At 38.3% G+C, this 21,555-nt stretch carries 19 protein-coding genes; 3 read left to right on the top strand and 16 right to left on the bottom strand.

Annotated elements, in window-relative coordinates; genetic code table 11:
* Nucleotides 1-12: 12 nt before the first annotated feature.
* The 10 genes from ACPWSR_RS12520 to ACPWSR_RS12475 all read right to left on the bottom strand — a co-directional run bounded on the left by ACPWSR_RS12520 (nucleotide 13) and on the right by ACPWSR_RS12475 (nucleotide 12,449).
* Nucleotides 13-1,395: a uracil-xanthine permease family protein gene (locus ACPWSR_RS12520; protein WP_426348566.1), complete on the bottom strand. Its 1,383-nt coding sequence runs from the start codon at nucleotides 1,393-1,395 to the stop codon at nucleotides 13-15.
* Nucleotides 1,396-1,452: 57 nt separating this feature from the next.
* Nucleotides 1,453-2,820, bottom strand: a complete 1,368-nt coding sequence (locus ACPWSR_RS12515) for a uracil-xanthine permease family protein (RefSeq protein WP_426348565.1) — start codon at nucleotides 2,818-2,820, stop codon at nucleotides 1,453-1,455.
* Between the two features lie 18 nt (nucleotides 2,821-2,838).
* A complete protein-coding gene (locus ACPWSR_RS12510; protein WP_426348564.1) occupies nucleotides 2,839-4,116 on the bottom strand; it encodes an amidohydrolase family protein in 1,278 nt (425 codons plus the stop codon).
* A gap of 35 nt (nucleotides 4,117-4,151) precedes the next feature.
* Nucleotides 4,152-5,495, bottom strand: coding sequence for an NCS2 family permease (locus ACPWSR_RS12505; RefSeq protein WP_426348563.1), 1,344 nt, complete (start codon nucleotides 5,493-5,495; stop codon nucleotides 4,152-4,154).
* A 209-nt stretch (nucleotides 5,496-5,704) separates the two neighbouring features.
* Nucleotides 5,705-6,523, bottom strand: coding sequence for an FAD binding domain-containing protein (locus tag ACPWSR_RS12500; protein ID WP_426348562.1), 819 nt, complete (start codon nucleotides 6,521-6,523; stop codon nucleotides 5,705-5,707).
* Nucleotides 6,517-6,990, bottom strand: a complete 474-nt coding sequence (locus ACPWSR_RS12495; RefSeq protein WP_426348561.1) for a (2Fe-2S)-binding protein — start codon at nucleotides 6,988-6,990, stop codon at nucleotides 6,517-6,519. Before ACPWSR_RS12495 ends, ACPWSR_RS12500 begins: the two co-directional genes overlap by 7 nt.
* The gene (locus tag ACPWSR_RS12490) at nucleotides 6,990-9,104 is read right to left on the bottom strand and encodes a xanthine dehydrogenase family protein molybdopterin-binding subunit (protein ID WP_426348560.1); all 2,115 of its coding nucleotides are present in this window, start codon (nucleotides 9,102-9,104) and stop codon (nucleotides 6,990-6,992) included. The genes ACPWSR_RS12495 and ACPWSR_RS12490 overlap by 1 nt, the downstream gene beginning before the upstream one ends.
* 276 nt (nucleotides 9,105-9,380) lie before the next feature.
* Nucleotides 9,381-10,307 carry an NTP transferase domain-containing protein gene (locus ACPWSR_RS12485; protein WP_426348559.1) on the bottom strand — a complete coding sequence of 309 codons (927 nt, stop codon included), beginning with the start codon at nucleotides 10,305-10,307 and terminating at the stop codon, nucleotides 9,381-9,383.
* A 157-nt stretch (nucleotides 10,308-10,464) separates the two neighbouring features.
* On the bottom strand, nucleotides 10,465-11,784 hold the full coding sequence (locus ACPWSR_RS12480; protein ID WP_426348558.1) for an AI-2E family transporter: 1,320 nt from the start codon (nucleotides 11,782-11,784) through the stop codon (nucleotides 10,465-10,467).
* Between the two features lie 17 nt (nucleotides 11,785-11,801).
* Nucleotides 11,802-12,449 (bottom strand): SanA/YdcF family protein, encoded by a 648-nt coding sequence (locus ACPWSR_RS12475; RefSeq protein ID WP_426348557.1) that lies wholly within the window; start codon nucleotides 12,447-12,449, stop codon nucleotides 11,802-11,804.
* A 232-nt stretch (nucleotides 12,450-12,681) separates the two neighbouring features.
* Here ACPWSR_RS12475 and ACPWSR_RS12470 point away from each other — a divergent pair, with 232 nt between their 5' ends.
* Nucleotides 12,682-13,383 (top strand): hypothetical protein, encoded by a 702-nt coding sequence (locus ACPWSR_RS12470; protein WP_426348556.1) that lies wholly within the window; start codon nucleotides 12,682-12,684, stop codon nucleotides 13,381-13,383.
* A gap of 56 nt (nucleotides 13,384-13,439) precedes the next feature.
* On the opposite strand, the gene ACPWSR_RS12465 is transcribed toward ACPWSR_RS12470, so the two are convergent.
* Nucleotides 13,440-14,663, bottom strand: coding sequence for a DUF438 domain-containing protein (locus ACPWSR_RS12465; protein ID WP_426348555.1), 1,224 nt, complete (start codon nucleotides 14,661-14,663; stop codon nucleotides 13,440-13,442).
* A 9-nt stretch (nucleotides 14,664-14,672) separates the two neighbouring features.
* Nucleotides 14,673-14,906: a DUF1858 domain-containing protein gene (locus ACPWSR_RS12460; protein ID WP_426348554.1), complete on the bottom strand. Its 234-nt coding sequence runs from the start codon at nucleotides 14,904-14,906 to the stop codon at nucleotides 14,673-14,675.
* 242 nt (nucleotides 14,907-15,148) lie between these two features.
* On the opposite strand from ACPWSR_RS12460, the gene ACPWSR_RS12455 reads away from it, so the two are divergent.
* Nucleotides 15,149-16,279: a zinc-dependent alcohol dehydrogenase gene (locus ACPWSR_RS12455; RefSeq protein ID WP_426348553.1), complete on the top strand. Its 1,131-nt coding sequence runs from the start codon at nucleotides 15,149-15,151 to the stop codon at nucleotides 16,277-16,279.
* 70 nt (nucleotides 16,280-16,349) lie between these two features.
* Here ACPWSR_RS12455 and ACPWSR_RS12450 read toward each other — a convergent pair whose 3' ends face one another.
* Both ACPWSR_RS12450 and ACPWSR_RS12445 read right to left on the bottom strand, forming a co-directional pair.
* On the bottom strand, nucleotides 16,350-16,709 hold the full coding sequence (locus ACPWSR_RS12450) for a YccF domain-containing protein (protein WP_426348552.1): 360 nt from the start codon (nucleotides 16,707-16,709) through the stop codon (nucleotides 16,350-16,352).
* A 22-nt stretch (nucleotides 16,710-16,731) separates the two neighbouring features.
* Nucleotides 16,732-17,622 carry an HNH endonuclease gene (locus ACPWSR_RS12445; RefSeq protein WP_426348551.1) on the bottom strand — a complete coding sequence of 297 codons (891 nt, stop codon included), beginning with the start codon at nucleotides 17,620-17,622 and terminating at the stop codon, nucleotides 16,732-16,734.
* 200 nt (nucleotides 17,623-17,822) lie between these two features.
* Between ACPWSR_RS12445 and ACPWSR_RS12440 the strand changes: the two genes are divergently transcribed.
* Entirely contained in the window at nucleotides 17,823-18,950 is a 1,128-nt protein-coding gene (locus tag ACPWSR_RS12440) for a zinc-dependent alcohol dehydrogenase (protein ID WP_426348550.1), read from the top strand.
* Between the two features lie 114 nt (nucleotides 18,951-19,064).
* Here ACPWSR_RS12440 and ACPWSR_RS12435 read toward each other — a convergent pair whose 3' ends face one another.
* Together ACPWSR_RS12435 and ACPWSR_RS12430 are read right to left on the bottom strand one after the other, a co-directional pair.
* Nucleotides 19,065-19,802, bottom strand: coding sequence for a glycerophosphodiester phosphodiesterase (locus ACPWSR_RS12435; RefSeq protein WP_426348549.1), 738 nt, complete (start codon nucleotides 19,800-19,802; stop codon nucleotides 19,065-19,067).
* A 21-nt stretch (nucleotides 19,803-19,823) separates the two neighbouring features.
* Nucleotides 19,824-21,551, bottom strand: coding sequence for a glycoside hydrolase family 2 protein (locus ACPWSR_RS12430; RefSeq protein WP_426348548.1), 1,728 nt, complete (start codon nucleotides 21,549-21,551; stop codon nucleotides 19,824-19,826).
* Nucleotides 21,552-21,555 lie beyond the last annotated feature (4 nt).

Below are 21,555 nucleotides of genomic sequence, written 5' to 3'. Positions count from 1 at the left end.
GCTTCTCCTTTTTTAAACTGTAGTTGTAACCTCAACAAGCTCATCAGCTGCTGTTTCAGCTGCTGGAGAGGCTTCCTTCTTCTCCTTAAGAATGATGTTCAGCACAAGAGCAACGATAGTTCCTGCAGATATTCCTGAGGAGAATAAGGCTCCTATAAATCCATCAAGCTGTGCTACAACCTCTGAGCCAAAGGTAACAGCAAGACCTACAGACATAGCTGATGCAATAATTAATAGATTTCTATTATTAAATCTAACCTTTGAAAGAGAATTTATACCTGCTGCAGCTACAGTTCCAAACATTAGTATCCCTGCTCCTCCCAGAACTGGCTGAGGCATTATGGATACTATAGTTGCAAGCTTTGGAAAGAAGCTGATTAATATTAATAATATACCAGCCATAATAGCAACGGATCTGGAAGCACATTTAGTCAGTGGAATAAGTCCAGCATTCTGGCTAAAGGTGGCTACAGGGCCAGAGCCAATGATTGGTGATATAAAGGATCCGAAGCCGTCGGCACGAACTCCTCTTGCAATAATATCATTGTTTACAGGCGTATCCGTTACTTCAGCGATGGTTTGCACCACTCCTACGGTCTCTATAACTGTAACAAGATACCCTGCTATGAAGGGTACAACGAACTTAGGATTAAAGTCCACACCAAATTTGAACAGGCTAGGAAGCTCAAACCAAGCTGCTGCTTTTACCTGTGAGAAATCTACCATATTTAAAGGTATACAGACAATATAACCTATAACAATTCCTATAAGCACTGCTGCTGAGCTTATTATTGGTGAGCCATAATGGTTTAATAGTAGTATAATTAAAAATACTCCAACAGCAATGAGTAAATTAATCGGAGCTCCAAAATTCTCTGCTCCTACTCCCCCTGCTGCCCAGTCAAAGGCTACAGGCATTAAGGTCATACCAATGAGTGCAATAACTGTTCCAGTAACAACTGGTGGGAAAAATTTCATTAAGGGTTTTATAAAATAACTCAGAATCATTTCTAGAACTGCCCCGAGCATAGCAGCACCATAATAACCGGCCATGCCTCCACCCATGTTGTTTATAATAGCATTAGCTGGTGCAACAAAGCCAAAATCAGTACCCATTATGGTAGGAAGCCCCGAGCCGACTCTAAAGCTTTTTGGACCTATGCCTCTTGATTGAATGATTGAATTTATACCTGATGCTAAAAGAGCCGCTGATACCAAATAAGCCGTATCTCTTACTCCAAAGCCTGCCATTCCACCTAGGATTAATGGTACAGCTACTATACCTCCGAAGGCAGTAAGAATGTTCTGAAATCCTAATAAAAGGGAAATTGTTAATGCAGGACTGTCGTCAACCTTGTACTGCAGCTTTATGTCCCTTTCCATTTGTTGCTCCATAATTATGTCCCCCTATTTTTTTAAGATTTGTTCCCCTGCTGTAAATATATTTCTAATTTAAACTGTAGTCTTAACCTCTACAAGCTCATCTTCTGTAACCTCTTCCTTCTTCTCCTTAAGTATGATGTTCAGCACAAGAGCAACAATAGTTCCTGCAGATATTCCTGAGGAGAATAATGCTCCAAAAATTCCTGGAAGCTCAGCTACAACCTCTGATCCAAAGGTAACAGCTAGACCTACAGACATTGCTGATGCAATAATCAAAAGATTTCGATTATTAAACCTAACCTGTGCCAAGGAATTGATTCCTGAAGCTGCAACTGTCCCAAACATTAGTATTCCTGCTCCCCCTAATACTGGCTGTGGCATAATGGATACTATTGTTGAAATCTTAGGGAAGAAGCTGATTAATATCAATAGGATACCTGCCATAACAGCAACGGATCTGGAAGCACATTTAGTAAGTGGAATAAGTCCAGCATTCTGACTAAAGGTAGCCACAGGACCAGAGCCGATGATTGGAGATATAAAGGAACCGAAGCCATCAGCACGTACACCTCTTGCAATCATATCCTCGCTTACAGGAGTATCTGTCACCTCACCTATGGTTTGCACTACCCCAACAGTTTCTATCACTGTAACTAAGTATCCTGCCAGGAATGGCACAACAAACCTAGGATTAAAGTCCACACCAAATGCAAATAGCTTTGGGAACTCAAACCAGGCTGCTGAAGCTACCTGAGAGAAATCTACCATACCCAAAGGTATACATACAACATAGCCAATAACTATTCCTATAAGCACTGATGCTGAGCTTATTATTGGTGAACCATAATGGTTTAAAAGTAATATAATCAAAAATACACCACAAGCAATGAGTAAATTAATCGGTGCCCCATAGCTCTCTGCTCCTACTCCCCCTGCTGCCCAGTCAAAGGCTACAGGCATTAAGGTCATACCTATAAGAGTAATTACTGTTCCTGTAACAACAGGAGGGAAGAATTTCATTAAAGGCTTTATAAAAAAGCTTAAAATCATTTCTAGAACAGCCCCCAGCATGGCAGCTCCATAATAACCTGCCATTCCACCTCCCATAGTATTAATTATGCAATTGGCTGGCGCTACAAAGCCAAAATCAGTACCCATGATGGTAGGAAGCCCTGATCCTATTCTGAACCCCTTAGGTCCTATACCTCTAGATTGAATTATTGACACTAATCCAGAAGCTAAAAGTGCTGCTGATACTAAATAAGCAGTATCTCTTACTCCAAACCCTGCCATGCCTCCAAGAATTAACGGTACTGCAACTATCCCTCCAAAGGCAGTAAGTATATTCTGAAAGCCTAATAATAGTGATAGTGATAAAGCAGGGCTATCATCAATCTTATACTGCAATTTAATATCTTTTTCCATTTGTTTTTCCATAATATAAACCCCCGGTACTTAAAAGATTTGTTCCCCTGAGATGAATTTATGCTCTATTGTCGATCTATCTGAAAGATATATTAATCTTTCTAGTCTTTCCTTTGCTGATAATGGCTGTGGATGCCTTATGGAGCTATCATCAATAACAACTGCATCTAGCTCATAACCTGGCTCAAAGCTCCCTACCATTCCAAAAAACTCTCCTCCACCTTTTGTTGCCATATAGAAAGCTTCTTCAGTGGTCAAAGGCTCCTGATTCTTATCAATTAATACCCATCTTAGCTTAGAAGCATGGATAGCATCTGCCATGGCAGTAAATATAGATTCTGTACTTCCCCCAGCCACATCACTACCTAGCCCTACCTTAAGTCCTTCCTGTATAAAGGTTCTCACAGGAGCTATCCCTGATGCTAGATTTATATTTGATTGAGGACAATGGGCTATATAAACACCATTTTCCTTAATCCTCATTAATTCTTCATGGGATGAGGATACGCAGTGTGCCATAACAGTTTTTACCCCCCTGCCAAATAATCCAAACTGGTCATAAGCATCTCCATAAAAGCGGGCTTTCGGACAAAGCTCCTTAACCCACTGTATCTCACCATAGGCTTCTGAGAGATGGGATTGGACAGGTAGATCATAGCTCTTTTGTATCTCCTTAATATAACCCATTAGCTCATCGGAGCAGGTAGGAATAAATCTTGGAGTGAGAATGGGATATACTCTTTTATATCTATTTTTACAGCTTAAAATCCACTCCGCTGTAGTCTTTGCAGCCTTTTCCGGACTTTCTTCTATTAAGTATTCCGGAGAGTTTCTATCCATGTTAACCTTACCTACATAAGCCCTAAGTCCCGCTTCGTCTATCATATCCATTAAAAGCTCTGTAGCAGGAACATGAAGGGTAGAAAATATACAGGCAGAGGTAGTGGCACTTTTTTTAAGAGCATCGGCAAATATTTCATAAGCCTTCCTAGCATAGTCTAAATCATTATACTTGCTTTCCTCTGGGAAGGTATATTTTTCAAGCCAATCTAAAAGCTCCTTGTCCATACCTAAGCCTCTAAAAGAATATTGGGGAGCATGAATATGCAGGTCCGCAAGTCCTGGAATTACTAGCTTTCCACAGTAATCAATAACTCTTAGATGAGAATACTCCTTCGGAATCTCTTTATAAACTCCCTTAGATTCTCCTTCAATGGATACGAGATAGTGATCCGCGCTGGCTATTAATGTATTTATATCCTTGCTATAGCATATATCTCCTTTAATTATAAAAGAGTTATTATTCATGTTTATCCTCCCCTTCTACTCCCATTAATAGATTGCTAGATATTTGCCATAAGTATAAAATTAACAATAAATAATATAGTAGCTATCCAAAGAATTGGATGGATATCCTTTGCTTCTTTCTTACAAATCTTAATTATGCAGTAGAATATAAACCCAGCAGCTATACCATAGGAAATGCTATAGCATACACCCATAAATACTGTAGCAAAGAAGGCTGGTATTGCTTCTCTTAAATCTGTCCATTCAATTTCACTGAAGGAAGACATCATCATAATACCTACTATTACTAAAGCTGGTGCAGTAGCTGCATTAGGAATTGCACTAACAAATGAAGAAAGGAATGCACTGGCTATGAAGCAGCCTGCCACCACCATACTAGTTAATCCTGTTTTACCCCCTACTCCAATACCTGCAGCGCTTTCTACATAGGTAGTGGTATTAGAGGTACCAAGAACAGCTCCTATAGAGGTTGCTATAGAATCAGCAAAAAGTGCCTTATCCATTTTTGAATTAAAACCTGTGCCTGTCTCCATTGCTTTTTCATCCTCTTCGCTGAAAATACCGCTGGCACGACCTGTCCCTATAAAGGTACCTATGGTATCAAAGGTATCTGATAAGCTGAAAGAGAATATTGTAATAAGAACTAAAGGTAGCTTAGCTGGATCTGCGAAAAGAGATATAAGACCCTCTTTAGTAAATATTACTCCAATAGTAGTTGGTAATACCTTCCATGCCTCTGAGAAGCTAACGGTATCTGCCATAGTAGTAACACCAAAAGGAATTCCTGCTATAGCTGTTGCCACAATTCCAATAAATATAGCTCCCTTAACTCCTCTTATAAGCAGCACTACTGTTAGAACAAGGCCAAATAAAAATAACCAAAGGGATGGTTCGCTAAGCTTTGCTAGCTCAGGTACTGCACCAAAGTTAATAATTTTTACATTTAAAAGTCCTATATAAGCTACAAAAATTCCTATTCCGCCAGCAATGGCATTTTGAAGACTTCTTGGTATAGATTTAATAATATGTTTACGTATCTTTGTAACAGTGATTAAAATATTAAATACACCACAGATAAATACCATGGACAGTGCCTGCTGCCAGGTAAACTTAAGAGTAAAGCATACAGTGTAAACAAAGAAAGCATTAAGACCCATTCCTGGTGCAACTGCATAAGGTACATTTGCATAGAGACCCATTATAACTGTACCAATTACTGCAGCAATGATAGTAGCTAGGAATACGGCTCCCCACTCCATACCTGCTTCGCTTAAAATTGATGGATTAACCACAATAATATAGGCCATTGCAAAGAAGGTAGTAAAGCCAGCGATAAGTTCCGTAGAAAAATTAGTACCATTTTCCTTGAGTTTAAACATGATTTTCCCCCCATACTTTTTACTTGAAAATTACTTCCCCATAATAATTTCAGCTTTAGTGGCTAACTTTTTTTTAACCTTAGTGCTCTCATGTTTTATTTTCCTTATGCCTACTCTGTATTAAGTTATGTCAAGCTTTATTTAATTTATTACTCCTATAATATTAAATCTCCTGAGCAGCTATAAAATAGCTGCTCATAGGAGCAATATTAAATACCATTTTGAGAAAGGAAATCTCTTAATAAATTCATGCATACTTCCTTTCTAAATTCCGCAGAAACACGGCCTTCTGTAAATACTGTTGCCTCATCATAAAGAGCAATATACTCCTCCTTAAGGGCTCTTGCTTCCTCTAGGGTCTTCCCTATAAGCTTTTCTTCTATATTCTTAAATCGAAGGAAGGTGCTGGCTACAGCTCCAAAGGCTACAGCTATCTTAGCAATCTTATCCCCCTCCATGGAGAACACTCCTGCAAAGGCTACACGGGAAATAGCTAGAGCCTGTCTTTCAGCAACCTTTTCAAAGGTATAATTGTTAAGGTTTTCAGTTGGCAGAAGAATTTCTACTATGATTTCATCCTCTTTTAAATCCAGCTTCTTTCTTCCTAAATAAAACTTATCTATATCTATTATTCTTTCTCCCCGAAGACTTACCACTCTAAGCTTTGCATCTGCTACAAATAAAACTAGTACACTATCTCCCTTGGAGGATCCATTACCAATATTGCCTCCCATTGTGCCTAGATTTCTTATAGCTGGTGAAGCTATGGTGCTTATGGCCTCCTTCATAATTTGTGGAGTGGAAGGATGCTCTAAAACCTCAGTAAAGGTGCAGGCAGCTCCTATTCTTAAGAGTCCCTCCTCTTCTTTTATCTCTCTCATTTCAGGTATTTTATTTAAGAAAAGATAGCTTCCTTCTCTTTCCTCTTCTACCATTAGGTCAGTACCGCCACCGTAGAGAGTAACCTTTTCACTACTTCTTATTTCTAAAGCCTCCTTCAGAGAAGTTGGCTGATAACCTTTTACCATAATCCCTTTCCCTCCTTTGCTGCTATTCCTATAGCATTAACCAGAGCATTATATCCAGTACAGCGGCACAGATTTCCTGATACCCCTGTTCTTATATCTGCTTCTGAAGGGTTAGGATTTTTTGACAGCACTGCTTCTCCTGCCAGTATCATACCAGGAATGCAGAAGCCGCATTGAACTGCTGAAACTCCCGCAAAGGCCTTTTCCATTACCTTAAAGCGTTCAGTTTCTCTGTAGCCCTCTATGGTCATAATTTCAGAACCATTAGCTCTTCCCATGGCAACCATACAGGAATTTATAAGTTGTCCATCCATAATAACGGAGCAGGCACCACATTCGCCCTCTTTGCAGCCACACTTCACTCCTGTAAGCTTATATTCATCACGAAGGACATCAAGAAGTCTAGCAGTAGCATCGCCCTCGTAGACTGTCTCTTTTCCATTTAATATAAATCTTATTTCATTCATTATTTGTTCCTCCTGAGATAATTCATTGTATGCTCCATAGTAAAAGGAGTGTTATTAAACTTTCCTCTTAAGGCTTGCTCCATTGCCTGAATATATGCTCCTGGGATACCTACTAGAGGAAGCTCTCCTGCACCCTTTGCTCCATAAGGTCCTAAGGGGTACTTTTCCACATGAAGCATTGCTTTTAGATTTGGTACATCCACTGCTGTAGGGATAACATAGTCACTGTAGCTATTATTTCTTATCCTTCCTCTACCATCAGTACTCATATGCTCCATGGAGGAATATCCAAGTCCCTGCATAAAGCCACCCTCCATCTGGCCAACTACAATGTTATAATCAATAGGAGTACCTACATCAAAGCTACCTGTAGCTCCTAAAACCTTATTCATTCCTGTAAGGGTATCTACCTCAACCTCTACAGCTACAACTCCCCAAGCATAGGTTGGATATGCATCTCCCTGGAATTTATCTAAATAGAAGGGGATAACAAAGTCTGGCTCTTTAAAATGCTCCTCAACAATCTGATCCTCACCCTCTACCCAATTTTCACGAAGCTTTATAGCAGCTCTTCTTATGAGCTCACCTACGGTCATAAGGGAACGGGAGGCTACAGTAGGCCCGGAGTCTGGTACTCTATCTGTATCAGGATTTTCTACTATTACTCTATCAATAGGAATATTAAGCTCATTAGCAGCTATCTTTGCAAAGGTTGTTCTAAGTCCCTGTCCAATATCTGCATTGCTGGCTAGAACCTCTACTCTTCCATCAGGATATTTATGAAGCTTCAAAACAGCCTTTATGATGTCCCTCTCACCACTGCCGGTAAATCCTGCGCCATGGAAGTATAAAGACATACCTATTCCTCGACGATAGCGTCCTGTTTGTTCCTTTTTATATAGCTCTCTTTTATTTCTATAATCAGCTGCCTTATCCACCTCTTCAATCATTTCAGGAAGGGGTACTGGGAAGTGATATCTTCCTCCTGTTGATGTGCTGTCTCCCTGCTTAACCATGTTATTTATCTTAAATTCTAATGGATCTTTTCCTAACTTTTCTGCCATATGATTCATAAGAGTTTCTACGGAGAAGAAGGTCTGAGGTGCTCCGAAGCCTCTATAGGCTCCATTAGGTACCGTATTGGTCTTTACTGCTCTTCCTCTAACCTTTAAGTTCTCTACGTTATATACCCCATTTGCACATATTATTCCCCTCTGAAGAACCACAGCAGAAAGGGTAGTGTAAGCTCCACCATTAAAGAGTACGTCTATATCCATAGCAGTTACCTTACCATCCTTAACGGCAGCCTTGTAGGTACATATAGAAGGATGTCTCTTACTAGTACATTCCATATCCTCACGGCGGTCAAAGATAACTCTTACGGGTTTGCCAGCCTTAATAGCGGCCACAGCTACCTGACAGGCAAGAATTGAAGGAAAGTCCTCCTTACCACCAAAGCCACCACCGGTTACATCCATCTTTATCTGTACCTTGCTTGCCTCAAGGCCTAAAGCCTTAGCTACAGCACCATGAACATAATAAGGACACTGCATGGAGCCTTGGACAGTTATCTTGCCATCGTGATATTGTGCCATAAGCCCTTGAGGCTCTAAATATGCCTGCTCCTGATAGCCTGTCTCAAATTCCTCCTGGAATACTTCATCAGCTTCCTGGAAAGCCTTTTCAACGTCTCCCTTGCCATAATTATAGTCAAAGAAAACGGTATCATAATCGCGCATATTGAGTATTGGAGTTAATTCCTGATACTCCACCTGAATTTCTTTAAGAATTCTCTTTACTTCCTTTTCGCAGGGACCAACCACCATAAGAATTGGATCACCGATATATTCTACTGTATCCTCAGCAAAAACAGGTGTATCATCCATAACTATATGAACCCTGTTTTCTCCTGGAACATCATTTTTGTCTACTACATAATAACCCTCTGGAAGCTCAGGAAGAATAACATTTAATATTTTTGCCTTAGCCTTAGTCGAGTGAAGGAGCTTTCCATAAAGCACTCCTTCCTGGGGATAATCAGCTACATACATTGCACTGCCGCTTATCTTTGGATAATGATCCTTCTTAGTTACAGACTTACTTATTCCTTCCATAACCTATCCTCCTACATTTAATTTTTTTCTAAAGGGAAATTGTTTAGCTAATTTGATAATAATTTATACAAATATAATATATTTGTTATTTTTTTATCAATAATCTTATAAAAAAAGAAGAAAGTTACTATAGCAGCTTATACTTTCTTCTCTATATATAAAGATTACCCGTTATTTAACATTTTCCCATATATAGAGTTTATTAAATTATAGAATATTTAGTCTTTTCACGTCAAATTCTTTTTAAAAGGAACTCGCTTAACAGAATATTCAAAATTACAACACTCCCTTCTTTAAAAAAATCCTTTCAAATTCTCTGTGAGCATGGGAAAATATAGTATTCTCAAATTGCTGGTAAGCTACCAAAAGCTGCAGCCCCTCTTCTGTGAGGTCTGTCCTTCCACCATGCTTACCTCCATGTCTTCTGTCAACCACAGCATGGCCAAGCTCTTTTTCCAGCTTATTAAGTATATCCCAGGCTTTGCTGTAGGATAGAGCCATTTTATCACAGGCGTTCCTAACATGCTTTGTATAATATATTAAAAACAAAAGGAGCTTAACCCTTCCATTGAAAAATAAGCTTTCCTTCTCAAGGGTGATATTAAGGTAAGGATGAAGTATTGCCTTATTATGCTCCTCTAAATGCTCCTTTAGCTCCTGATGATTATGAACGCTATATAATATACCAGGATCATCTACGGGTAACCACACTCTCTTTTCCTTCATGGCAGAGATAGCCCCTCTAAGTCCATTATCACCAGAGTATTCTATGATACTTTGAAAAACCTCTGAGGATAATAATACAGGATGTCCACCCTGATTCTTATAGGAAGGTGTTATAATGTCTCCTTCCACTGAAAGCATTCTCCTCAAGGTATCCGGTGAAAACATAGGAACATTCACAGGAGAAAAAATCACCTTATCACATTTGTCCTGAAGATAGGATAATCCAAGCTTTACAGAATCAAATAAGGGAGGCTCTTCATAGGCTTCATTATGTATAAATATAGCTCCATAGCTTGAGAGCTGATATTTTATTTCATCTTCTTTATGGCCTATTACTATTACAATAGGAAATATACCTGCCTGTCGAAAGGAGATGACGATTCTCTTAATTATTGGTATTGCGCCTACCTGAAGCATAGGCCTAGCCAGCTTAGTGCTTGCTGCTGCTATTATTCCACCTACATTACTTATTTTCATAGATAATCCCCTTTCCTTTTAAGTTAATACCCTGAGATTTTGATTAATCAATCTATACTAATTATATCACAATTGTTACTTTCGTTACAGAATATTCACTATTATCTGCATAATAAAAATTCCTAACTTCAAATAAGCTAGGAATTTTAATTTTAAGCTAGTTCTGCTCCATATAATCTATTGTATTTACAGGAAGCTTTTTACTCTTCAGCCTCTCTTCCACAAAGGTTTTTAGGAGATAGTAAAATACTGCAAAGGAGGGTACTGATAATATAAAGCCGTAGAAGCCAAAAAGACTCCCTCCCACTAAACAGGCAAAGATTGACCAAAAAGCAGGCAGACCTACTCTCCCTCCAACCATCCTAGGATCAAGAAAATTGCAGTCAAACTGCTGCAGTAGTATTAAAAAGGCACCAAAAATCAAGCCATGCACAGGGTTAACAAACATTATTAATAAGGTGCTGGGTATTCCTCCTATATATGGACCAAAGAATGGAATAACATTAGTCACCCCTACTATTACACTGACTAAAAGTGAATATTTAGCTATGGCACTAAAGAATATTCCTAATATCCCGGAGGCTATAAAGCATAGTAAGCCTATAATAATTGAGTCCAGTATTTTCCCTATAATCGCTGCGGAAAAAATGTAATTAACCCTTCTCATGGTCTTTACAAAAAAATCTGCCCTCCTATGGTCTAAAAGAGCATAGGTTGCTTTTTTAAAGGAACCTAGGAATCTTTCTTTACCACTGAGAAGGTATATTGAGAGGATTATTCCCACAATCAGATTATATAAAATCCCCAACACTCCCATAAGCCCTGAAGCTAGAATACCAGCCATGGAGCTGATCCTTTCGGCAAAATCTGTTGTAAGCCAGTGGCTCAGCTTTTCTGTGAACTCCTGCGCTAAGGTAAGGAAGCCCTCAGACACTATGGGGTTTTTATCAGCAAAGGTCTGAGCATTCTCAATAGCTGTATCTACATAGCCAGGAAATTCAGAAATTACCCCCTGTATACTAGCTATCACCTGTGGTATAACCAAATTAAAAAGCAGTATAATAGTGGAAATCATTAAAAATAATGCTAAGAATATACTTATACCTCTAGCAGCTTTTTTAGCTTTAGGAGAAGCCGTTTCTTTTTTAACTAAAAACCTACCTCTTAAAAGAGTTCTCTCTAAAAGCATAACTAAAGGATTAATTAAAAATGCTATGATAAGTCCTGTTAATACAGGCTTCAAGGCAGAATACAAAGCCGTTAAAACTCCTTTTACAGCTTGATTTCTATATATGAGAAAGAAAAATATTATACCTACTATAACTACATATAAGGCTCCAAGATTTTTCTTAAATATCCCTGTTTTTGTATTGTGATTATTATGATTTATGTCCTCCATTCCTAAGCTGTCTTCCTTTCGTTTTTCTTTTGTAAAATTATCGAATATTATGCTAACACAGGTTGGGGTTATATTCAATATGAAACTAAAGGCATTTAATCATTGGTGGAATCCCCATTACCTGTTATAGGCACTTCATCTCCAAGATATTTAGGCTCAGGCTTAATAATTACATATAAGAAATCCTTAACCCTTGCTACAGCTTCCCTAAATTCCCTGTAGCTTTGACCAGCATATTCCCTGGGGTCTGCTGGAACACCATAAGCCTCAAGACCTAGCCCCTCAGCATCATATAAGGCCCTATAAAGATGATAGCCTTGAGTGACAATGAGGATTTTCTTCACCTTAAAAACATCCCTAGCTCTATACATGCTCTCATAGGTAGAAAAGCCAGCATGGTCCATAAAAATATCTTCTGAAGGAACCCCTCTCTCCACAGCAAAGTCCTTCATTACATTTACCTCATCATAATCCTTGCTTCCATGGTCACCACTCATCAAAAGCTTGCTAGAGGCCTTAAGGTCATAGAGCTCTATGCCCTGGAGTAGCCTATCCTGGAGCATTGGACTTGGTTTATTATTCTCCCATATGCCAGCTCCTAAGATTAAAATACAATCGGCCTGAAGCCCTGAAGCCTCCTTAGGCGTAAGAATTCTATCCTTCACAGAGGACTTTATGTATATGTTTATAGCTGCAAAAGAAGCTACTCCAGCAAATATCATCACAAGCACTATAATAATCATTAGTTTTACTCCTTTTTTAATTCCGGATTTCACTATCATTAACTCTTCCTCTCTTTATAAGAATAATTATATATCTTCTATTATAATATACATTCTTTCAAGCTTCAGAGTTATTCCTTTAGAATAAAAATGTATTATAGAACATTTACATTTTATTCCATACAACTTATGATTAATTATATGGGTATATAACTATTGCTCTATATAAAATAAACTAAAGGAGAGCTTAATTATGTGTACAAGCTTTGTAAAGAAAACAGAGGATAACATCTATATTGCCATGAACTTTGATAATAATGGGATGAAGTACGGTATTAATACTAAGAAGAAAGACTGGTTTATTGTATATGTGGATACTGGTAAGGTAAAGGCTCCTTCCTTTGGAGTTCATAAGTCTGGAGTTTTCTTTAACAGCCTATGTGCTCCTTCTAATGGTAAGGGAGATTATAGACGAGGGAAAGGAGTTATCCATACCACAAAGCTGCTTCTTGATATAATCGATGGAAAAATTCCTATGAATGAATTTAATTATTATCTGAAGCAGGCGGAGATTGTAAATGTACCTGGTTCCAGCGTTCATAATATGATATGTGGTGAACAAGGAGATGTATGGATAATAGAGCCTGGTAGAGGAAATAGATATTTCCCTTTATCACAGAATGAATATCAAATTATGACTAACGATTCTATTATAGATAGCATAGAAGGTGGAAAAGAAATCCCATGCAATAGGTATAACATTGTACAAGAGCTATTATCAGCCTCCACAGCTTTCAACGAAAAACAAGCCTTTAAAATACTGGGAGACGTGAAGCAAAATACTGATCAATGGGTAACAGAGCTTTCTATGGTTTTTGATAAAAACAAGGAAGTAGTATATTACTGCCATAACCAGAATTTTAGTGATGTACAAGAATATAATTTTAACCGCTAGAAGCAAACTATTTTTTGCTGATAAAAAAATTAGAACAGCCCATACAGGCTGTTCTCCTATTTTGAAGCCAGTCGCTTCTCTCCTTCTATCTCCTGAATCGGCTTGATGTCCTGAGTAATTTCTAATACTCCTAAATATTCTCCCTTTTCATCTCTTACGGCAAAGTATCTTATCAGGGCGAATTTATCTCCAAGCCTAATCCAAAAATCCTCATGATCCTTTCTTCCACTTCTTAAATCCTCCACAATGGCTTCCACTATATGAACGCTGGCTGGAGGATGACAGTTGCTTACCTTTCGTCCTATGGCTGACTTTGTCCTTGTAAACATCCTTTCCTTACCTTCGGAAAAATACTTTACTCTATCATCCTTGTCCACAAAAGTTATATCAAAAGGAAGAGCATTAAGAACTGCTACTAGCTCCTGAGGAGTGAAGGTGCCCGTTGGTGTAGTTATTATTCCACTGGTGAGTTCTTCTTTTACAGTCTCATGAGAAGAGCTTGTAGAAGATGATAAATTCAGACTCCTCTTCCACTCTGGCATTTCATCCACTATAAAGCCAAGCTCCCTGCTTTCAGCATCTATACTTCTCCATTCTTCTTCCGTAAGCTTTTCTGCCAGCATTGGAACCAGGATATTTTCTTCTTTAAATATCATTTCTTTTACCTTATCACAAAGAGAGATTATATTCTCCTCAAAGGTTTTTAAATCTATAATTAGATTATTATCTTCCATTAATATTCTCTTCCAAAAAGCTCTTATCTCATCATCTACTCCCCACATAACCTTTGGAGGAGCTTCAATGCCGTGAGACTCTAGAAGAGGAAATATTATATTTTCTTTTTTGATATAGTGAAGATTCAGCTTTCCTAATTCTCTTAAAGCTTCCTTCAGTTCACTTATCCCATCTTCCTCTTCCATAGTCTTAAGCTTAGGGATAATTCTTTCATCAATTATTCTCTCTAGTTCTCTATTCTCAAGCTTTAGAGCATAAACAGGATGTCCCTGTATCTTTTCAAGGTTTTCAGTGTTATGAATATCAAGGACTGATCCCTTAAATACTGCAGCATGAACATCGCAAAGCTTTTGTATTTCTGAAACCTCCATTCCTTCTGCTATCAGAGCTTGTTCAGCCTCTGAAATTTCCGAAGGAGTCACTCCATTAAAGGTTCTCTCAAACTCCTCTTTAACTTCCTCTATAGAACTTCCCTTATGCAGCTTTTCTAATATACTTTTAATTGTTTCTTTCCTTAACTCACTATTATTGATTATTTCACTCATATTTTTCTCCTATTCTGCTATACTATAGCCTCTACTTATAAATTCTTTTTTAATATCCTCAAGGTTAATTCCCTTCATCTTAGCTCCAGCGGTTATAGTCATGAATCGTCCTGCTGTCTCAAGGATTCCAGGCTTACCTATATCCTTAAAGCCTAAGTCTTTAAGAATATCTATTATCCCACTATCGTCTCTGCAAAGATTATAAACAGTCTTATTTAAATCAATAGATTTTCTTCCCTCCAACTAAACCCTCTCCTTAACCTCTATTAGTGTAATAGTCCTTCTCATTTACTTACATTTTATAGGGTAGCTTTGATAAAATATGTGATTCAAATCACTTTATCAGTTTTTTTCTTTTCTTTAAGTAAAAGCTCTCTTAACTTTTTATGAAGGTAATAGAAATCATTTAATTATTTCGGTATAGTTATTTAAAAGCATGCTTATCTGTGCTATCTATAAAAATAACTATACAAGGAGGAATACTTTTGAAGGCTATAGTTTATGATGGTTTAAGAGGAGTTAATCTTAAGGATGTTCCAGATCCAAAGCTAGAAAAGGCTGATGATATTATAATTAAGGTTACATCAACATCCATCTGTGGCTCCGACTTGCATTTAGTTAATGGTAGAGTACCTCATACTCCTAGAGGCTTTATCTTAGGTCACGAAACCATGGGAATCGTAGAGGAGATAGGAAGCGATGTTCGTAATCTTAAAAAGGGTGATAGAGTTGTAGTTCCCTTCCCCGTAGCCTGCGGACACTGCCACTTCTGCAATCACGGGCAATTTAGCCAATGTGATAATGCAAATGAAGAAAAGGATACTGGTGGTTACCTTGGTTATAGTGACAGCTATGGAGGCTATGACGGTGGACAGGCTGAATATTTGAGAGTCCCCTATGCCAATGTAGGTCCTGTGGTAGTCCCTGAGGAGCTAGAGGATGAGGAGGTTCTATTCCTCACTGACGTTCTTCCCACCTCTTTATGGGGAGTAGAGCATGGTGGTGTTAAACCAGGTGATACGGTTGTAATTTTAGGCTGTGGCCCTATAGGTCTTTTAACTATAAGATGGGCAGCTCGCAAGGGAGCAAAGAGAATCATTGCTGTAGATAAGGTTGGTTACAGATTAGCTCACGCACAGAAATATGGTGGAGTAGAAGTAGTTAATTTTGAAGAGCATGAGGAACCCGGAAGATATCTTTGGGAAATAACTAAAGGTGGCGCTGATGTAGTTATTGACTGTGTTGGTATGGATGGAGATATGAATCCTCTAGAAAAGCTTGGAACAGCCTTAAGACTTCAAGGCGGAGCCCGATCAGCCATAGAAATAGCTACACAGGCTGTTAGAAAGGCAGGAACCATAATGATGGTAGGAGTTTATGGTGGAAGACAAAATCTCTTCCCTTTAGGTAATCTTTTTGAGAGAAATATAACTCTGAAGATGGGTCAATGCCCAGCTCAGGCTTATATAAAGCCAATATTAGAGCTTATTCAAAAGGGAGATTTTGATGCTAGAGATATAATAACCCATAAGCTTTCTCTAGATAAGGGCGAGCATGCCTACAATATTTTTGAAGAAAAAGAAGACAACTGTATAAAGGTAATATTAAAGCCTTAGTTAATATATTAAAGAGCTCTTTATCCCATCCACTACATATAAGGATAGATAAAGAGCTCTTTTTTTAAAGCTAAACTATTTCACTTCCAAAAGGCATTAAAAATAGCCTTGCTAATTTAAAAAACTGCATCCCAAAAGGGATACCTATTATAGTTATGCATAATACAACTCCTGTGATTACAGCCTCAAGGGCCATGGGTATACCTGTTAGCACAATCCATAATATATTCAGTATTAAGGACCCTGTTCCACCTCTGTAAACCACATCTCTTCCAAAGGGAAAGAAGGATAGGTTTGCAAATTTAAAGCATTGAAGCCCTAAGGGTATACCAATGATAGTAATGCACCAAAGGACTCCAAATACTAACCACATTAAACCAGTAATAGCTCCCCCAAAAATAAACCACAAAAAATTACCTAAGCACCCCATTAATCAACTCTCCTCTACTTCCTTAAGGTAAAAATACATTTACTCTATGCCATTTAAGATTTTCCTTGGAGGGCCTTTCGAAAAATATATCCGGTAAGACCTTCAAGGAACGGCCATGATACTTATTATATGCAGTGCCGCTATTAAAGTCCCGTTTAAGTTGACTGCTGATTATGATACTATAATCATCAGTTATGGACAAATAGCCTGCAGAGAAGAGCTTCTGAAGATCACTTCTTAAAATGATTCCATTATCCGTTGAATTGGTACCTCCATATTCTATTGGTCGTATATAGGAGGCTTCTAAAGCAATAGATACTCTGTAGCCAGTGATGGCACAGGTTCTGTGATAGGCTTCAAAGGTCTTAAGCTTAAAGGCACCCTCACCGAAAGGATGCGTGGGGTCCTTAATTATCTGAAAGCCTTCACTTATTTTTTCAGCCTCCTCTGGAGGCTTGTAGCTTTTAAGTCTTTCATCAACCTCTCTATAGAGCTCCCTACCTATATCCTTGTGTACATTATATATTTTACCGTGGCCTATATTGCTATTCCAATCCTCAGGTATAGGAATCCAATCCTTTTCCTCAAAGAAAAAAGGATCTCCCAAAACAATACAGCCAGTTTTTATCGGATCTACAAGTCTCTCCTCCAGCTCCTTAAAGCTAGCTGCACCACTTCGCTCTTTAAATATACTCCATAAGGTAAAGCCGGGTATAGTGGAAAAATGTAGAAAATACCCTCCTCCTACTATATAGTTCTTGGGGCTGTGAAGCTTGAATAAAAATAATTCATCTCTTCTCAGAGCTCCAAAGTTTATATTCCCTGCTGGCTTTAAAAAGCATATTTCCTTATAGTCCTCATCCTTTAAAGCTTCATACCAAGCTTCCTCAGTAATTCCAACATACATGTTCATACCGCTTCACCTCCTGAAAGCTACTACAGCTTACTCTTTAAGTAAATACCTATATATAGTAAATTATACTATATTTTTAGTAATTACTTATTGAATATTCAAAAGTTTTTGTAATCTGCTGTTTTTCTATGGAGTAATAATTATCAATGCTGTGATAAATAATATCTCATAAGTATAATTCAGCACTTAGGAGGGATTAGATGAAAGCTATAGTTTATAATGGCATTCAGGAGGTTCAGGTAAGAGATGTTCCTGATCCAAAAATTGAAAAGAAGGATGACATAATAATTAAGGTTACTTCCACTGCTATCTGTGGCTCGGATCTTCACCTAGTTCATGGCATGATAAAAAATCTTCCTCATGGTTTTGTGTTAGGTCATGAGACCATGGGTATTGTGGAAGAAGTAGGACCTGAAGTCCATACAGTAAAAAAAGGTGATAGAGTTATTGTTCCCTTCCCCGTTTCCTGTGGGCATTGCTGGTTCTGTCAGCATAATCACTTCAGTCAATGCGATAATTCCAATCCCAATGGAGAGGCCGGAGGTATCTTCGGCTACAGCGACACCTATGGTGGTTATCCAGGCGGTCAGGCGGAGTATTTAAGAGTACCCTATGGTAATGTAGGTCCATTAGTTGTTCCCGAGGAGCTTACCGATGAACAGGTGCTCTTTTTGACAGACATTCTTCCTACCAGCTATTGGGGTGCGGACATGGCAGGTGTAAAAAATAATGATACAGTAGTTGTGTTAGGCTGCGGCCCTGTAGGACTCCTAACAATAAAATGGGCAGCTCTTAGAGGGGCAAAAAGGATAATAGCAGTAGATAGAGTAGGCTATAGATTAAACCATGCTAAAGGCTATGGTGCAGAAATTCTTAATTTTGAAGACCATGATAACACCGGAGCCTATATAAAAGATCTCACTAGCGGCGGCGCCGATATAGTCATAGACTGCGTAGGAATGGATGGAAAAATGTCTACAATGGAAAAAATAGAAACAGCCTTAAAGCTTCAAGGTGGCTCAAAGTCAGCCATAGAAATTTCCTCAGAGGCTGTAAGAAAATGTGGCACTGTAATGATGGTTGGTGTTTATGGTGGAAGATACAATCTCTTCCCACTAGGCAACTTCTTCAGCAGAAATATAACCTTAAAAATGGGTCAGTGTCCTGCTCAGGCTTATACAAAGACAATCCTTAGGTATATTCAGGAAGGAAAGATAGATGCAACAGACATCATAACTCATAAGCTCTCTTTAGACAAGGGAAGCTATGCCTACTCCATCTTTGATGCGAAGGAGGACAATTGTATCAAGGTAGTGCTTAAGCCTTAATCTAATATTCATTTTATCTAGCCGCTAAGTTTTCTGGTGAAATCTCATAATCTTTCTAGTTTTAAAGGAGTAGCCAAGGTTAACTTGTCTACTCCCTTTTATTATCTCAATACTTTATTTTTGTATTTCTTCTCTGGTCTTTATGGCCAAATCAGGTCTATTGGTAATTAATCCATCTATTCCTTCAGCAAATAACCTCTTCATTACTTCTTCATCATCAACAGTCCACAAATTAACCTCTAAGCCTTCTTTTTGGGCTTCCTTTATCCCATCCTTCATCATTCCAAACCTCCAGGAAGGATGAATACATTCTGCTCCAAGCTTTTTTGCATAATGCCAGGGTTCTATTAAGCCTGCATGATATAGAATACCTATCTTTGCATGAGGAAGTATTTTCTTTAAATTCATTAAGGTATAATGATTAAAAGAGCTGTACATTACCCTATCTTGAAGCTTAAATTCCTTTACTAACTCCGCTACTCTTTGAGTAAACTTACTATTACTTTCATGCTCCTCTTTAAGTTCGATATTGAGCATCAGGTCATTACCCTTCATAAAGTCAAAGACCTCTTCTAAGGTAGGTATTTTAGCCCCTCTATATTTAGAATGAATATAAGAAGCATCCAAAGTTTTTAAATAATCCATTGTGCATTCTTCAATTAGACCATGAGTCTTAGTTATCCTTGTGAGCTCATCATCATGAAAAACCGCCAAATTATTATCTGCAGTGAGATGTATATCTAATTCTATTCCATCAGCCTTCTGGGCAGCAGCCAGCTCAAAGGCCTCCATGGTGTTTTCCGGTGCAATATAAGAAAAGCCTCTATGAGCCCATATCTTTGTTTTCTTCATTATATATCACTCCTTCTATATCTATTTTTTTCTATCATTAATTTTCTTTATAATTTCCGGTTCAATCTTAAACTCTCTATCTTCATTGAGAAGACCATTGACCTCCTGCTGCACATCCGCAAGCTGTGTATAGCAGTAACCACAAATTGAATCAGACGAATATACAGCTTCTATAATTCTTTCATAGGTGGATAAAAATTCTTCTCCACTGGAGGAATTAGTATAGCCCCAGCCTTCTTCATTTTTTCCTAAAGATATACCTCCAAATTCAGTAAGCACAATAGGTTGTCCACTATACTCATAACCCTTTGCATAAGGCAGCCTAACTACAATATTATGAAACCCTTCTGGAGACTTAAGACTATCTTCGAATACTTTCTGCTGTCCTATATCCTCCGTAGCCCCATGCTTATAGCTATGAATGGCACAGATATCTGATTTGGTCATCTCCCATCCATCATTACCTATAACCAATCTAGTTTTATCAAGGCTATGAGCTAAATAATACAGGGAGTTAGCAAAGCTTTGCTGCATTTCATTATCATAGATATTAGGAACTCCCCAGCTTTCATTGAGCATCCCCCAAACAACAATACAGGGGTGATTATAATCTCTTTTAATCACATCTATCCATTCCTTAGTAAAAGCACCAGCAGCCTCAGGAGTGTACGACCAGAAGCTCGCCATCCCCTCCCACACTAGGAAGCCTAACTTATCAGCCCAATATAGGTATCTTGGGTCTTCTACCTTTTCATGCTTTCTCACACCATTAAAGCCCATGGCTTTAGCTTTGATAATGTCCTCCTTGTAGGCTTCATCACTTGGAGCAGTAATAAGACTTTCCTTCCAGTAGCCCTGATCTAGTAATAGCTTTTGATAATAGGGTCTATTATTTAAGAATATCCTTCCATTCTCTATATGAATCTTTCTCATTCCAAAATAGCTTATTACCTTATCCTTCATCTCCCCATCATAGGAAAGCGTAGCCTCCACATCAAAAAGAACAGGATTCTCCGGTGACCAGCATAGACCTTCAAAGTGTATAGGTCCACTTAAGGCTTTATTATTAAATATATCCACCGTAAGCTTTCCATCTCTTTCATAGGCTGTGATAGTACCATTAAATATAGCTTTATCTTCACAGCTAATACGGAAGGTTAATTCACAGGGTAGGGAGGTATCTTTGCTTAAGGTATATCTTATTTCCGCAGTACCTTCATCTACATCTGGTGTAAAGTAAATATTTTGAAGCCTCTCCTTCTCTACTGCTTCCAGCCATACACTCTGCCATATTCCAGAGCTGGGTGTGTACCAGATAAATTTAGGCTCCTTCTCCCAAAACTGCTTACCTCTTGCTATGGTTTCATCATATAAGGGGTCCTCTACCTCTACTATTATCTCTTCCTCTCCTCCAGTGAGATAGGAGTTAATTTCAAAGGCAAAGGGTGTTTGTCCCCCTTCATGATGACCTATGCAGCTTCCATTAATATAAACACTGCATCTATAATCCACTGCTCCAAAGTTTAATATAATAATTTTATCCTTCCACTCCTCAGGTACCTTGAAGCTTCTTTTATATACTACCCTGTCTACCTCAAAAGCTTCTCCTATACCACTCATCTTAGATTGAAAAACAAATGGCACCTGAATTTTTCTACTCTTTCCGTCTTTTATATCAAAGTCCCACTGACCGTTTAGACTCATCCATAGGTCTCTTCGAAAGTCAGGACGTGGATATTCATTTCTCATAAAA

The organism is Alloiococcus sp. CFN-8 (genome assembly GCF_049943125.1).
Lineage (GTDB): Bacteria > Bacillota > Clostridia > Clostridiales > Clostridiaceae > JAEXZL01.
This window is presented reverse-complemented; position numbering and strand designations above follow the sequence as displayed.

Coding starts and splice junctions, on each gene's coding strand:
- ACPWSR_RS12520 (WP_426348566.1), bottom strand. CDS start 1,395: ATGGAGCAACAAATGGAAAGGGACATAAAGCTGCAGTACAAGGTTGAC.
- ACPWSR_RS12515 (WP_426348565.1), bottom strand. CDS start 2,820: ATGGAAAAACAAATGGAAAAAGATATTAAATTGCAGTATAAGATTGAT.
- ACPWSR_RS12510 (WP_426348564.1), bottom strand. CDS start 4,116: ATGAATAATAACTCTTTTATAATTAAAGGAGATATATGCTATAGCAAG.
- ACPWSR_RS12505 (WP_426348563.1), bottom strand. CDS start 5,495: ATGTTTAAACTCAAGGAAAATGGTACTAATTTTTCTACGGAACTTATC.
- ACPWSR_RS12500 (WP_426348562.1), bottom strand. CDS start 6,523: ATGGTAAAAGGTTATCAGCCAACTTCTCTGAAGGAGGCTTTAGAAATA.
- ACPWSR_RS12495 (WP_426348561.1), bottom strand. CDS start 6,990: ATGAATGAAATAAGATTTATATTAAATGGAAAAGAGACAGTCTACGAG.
- ACPWSR_RS12490 (WP_426348560.1), bottom strand. CDS start 9,104: ATGGAAGGAATAAGTAAGTCTGTAACTAAGAAGGATCATTATCCAAAG.
- ACPWSR_RS12485 (WP_426348559.1), bottom strand. CDS start 10,307: ATGAAAATAAGTAATGTAGGTGGAATAATAGCAGCAGCAAGCACTAAG.
- ACPWSR_RS12475 (WP_426348557.1), bottom strand. CDS start 12,449: ATGATTATTATAGTGCTTGTGATGATATTTGCTGGAGTAGCTTCTTTT.
- ACPWSR_RS12470 (WP_426348556.1), top strand. CDS start 12,682: ATGTGTACAAGCTTTGTAAAGAAAACAGAGGATAACATCTATATTGCC.
- ACPWSR_RS12465 (WP_426348555.1), bottom strand. CDS start 14,663: ATGAGTGAAATAATCAATAATAGTGAGTTAAGGAAAGAAACAATTAAA.
- ACPWSR_RS12450 (WP_426348552.1), bottom strand. CDS start 16,709: ATGGGGTGCTTAGGTAATTTTTTGTGGTTTATTTTTGGGGGAGCTATT.
- ACPWSR_RS12445 (WP_426348551.1), bottom strand. CDS start 17,622: ATGAACATGTATGTTGGAATTACTGAGGAAGCTTGGTATGAAGCTTTA.
- ACPWSR_RS12440 (WP_426348550.1), top strand. CDS start 17,823: ATGAAAGCTATAGTTTATAATGGCATTCAGGAGGTTCAGGTAAGAGAT.
- ACPWSR_RS12435 (WP_426348549.1), bottom strand. CDS start 19,802: ATGAAGAAAACAAAGATATGGGCTCATAGAGGCTTTTCTTATATTGCA.
- ACPWSR_RS12430 (WP_426348548.1), bottom strand. CDS start 21,551: ATGAGAAATGAATATCCACGTCCTGACTTTCGAAGAGACCTATGGATG.